Source organism: Limosilactobacillus reuteri subsp. porcinus, from assembly GCF_036621895.1.
In the GTDB taxonomy this organism is placed as follows: Bacteria; Bacillota; Bacilli; order Lactobacillales; family Lactobacillaceae; genus Limosilactobacillus; species Limosilactobacillus reuteri_J.
The window spans coordinates 1-1253 of record NZ_LN887439.1 but is presented as its reverse complement, the minus strand read 5'-3'; the positions used below and the strand labels follow the sequence as shown (position 1 = coordinate 1253).

Genomic DNA, 1253 nt, shown 5'->3' with positions numbered 1-1253 from the left:
ACTCGGACTTATGAATATGTCCAAGACGCTCCAGTCAATTCAATGTGATTAAGTTGTCGAACCGCCGTATACGGAACCGTACGTACGGTGGTGTGAGAGGTCGATAACTGAACTAATCAATTATCTCCTACTCGATTGTCAAAAAAAAATGAGCAGTTTTTTTGAATAATTTTTACATGAGATAATTCTAGTTATAATTTTACAAGTCACTCAAAAGCGATTAAATCAACGTTTAAGCGACTATAAAAAAATCAGCGAACATTTGTTACAAAAAATTACAGAAATAACGAAATTTGATAAGTCCTAGTAACCCGCTCGTAACCCTAATCCTGTATAGTAGTTATCGTTGAAATGAGTTATTTGATTAATTAAGAGAAAAGGATGGATTGAATTTATGATGAAGTTATCTAAGAAAGTAGCCAAGATTACAGCAGCGATTACTGGTGCAGTTGCATTAGGAACAATAGCTACTGCAACGACTGCAAACGCCGACAGTATTTACACGGTGCAAGCAGGTGACACCCTTTCTGGGATTTCTTACAAATTAGGTCACGATCTAACTTTTGTAGATACATTAGCAAACAATAATAATATTGCTGATAAGAACTTGATTTACGTTGGTCAACAATTAGTAATCAAGGATGATGGTGAAGTTGCACCAGCTACTCAAGAAGAAGTTGCTACTTTACCAGCCGCAAATGTTGCACCACAAGCAGATACACAAGCTACACCTGCTGAAAATCAAGCACAACAAAACCAACAAGTACAATCAAACCAAGAAGCACCAGTTGCTCAACAACAAGTACAAACTCCACAAACACAAAATGTACAACAACAATCTAGTGCTCAAGCATCAACTAGCTATAACTCAAATGTAGCTGGAAATGATGCTGCTGCCAAGGCTTGGATCGCAGCTCGCGAATCAGGTGGTAGCTACAGTGCACGGAATGGTCAATACATTGGTAAGTACCAATTGTCAGCATCATACTTAAATGGTGACTACTCAGAAGCTAACCAAGAACGAGTAGCTGATCAATACGTAGCTAGCCGTTACGGTTCCTGGAGTGCTGCTCAATCATTCTGGCAATCACACGGTTGGTACTAAAATAAGATTTAATAAAATAGATAATCAACAAATTTCAAACATACGATAAAAGAGGAGGCTGGGAAAAAACTCCTAGTCCAAAATAAAAACCGGATGATGAATTTTTTGAACAATTCATCATCCGGTTTTTATGTACACAGGAAATCGT

At 37.7% G+C, this 1253-nt stretch carries 1 protein-coding gene; it reads left to right on the top strand.

Features of this window, described 5'->3' with window-relative positions; translation table 11 throughout:
- Nucleotides 1-397 precede the first annotated feature (397 nt).
- Nucleotides 398-1105 (top strand): aggregation-promoting factor, encoded by a 708-nt coding sequence (apf, locus tag AACL61_RS07025; RefSeq protein WP_102816720.1) that lies wholly within the window; start codon nt 398-400, stop codon nt 1103-1105.
- Nucleotides 1106-1253: the final 148 nt, after the last annotated feature.

What these genes read in the sequence shown, in the direction of transcription:
- apf (WP_102816720.1), top strand. Translation starts at nt 398, where the DNA reads ATGAAGTTATCTAAGAAAGTAGCCAAGATTACAGCAGCGATTACTGGT.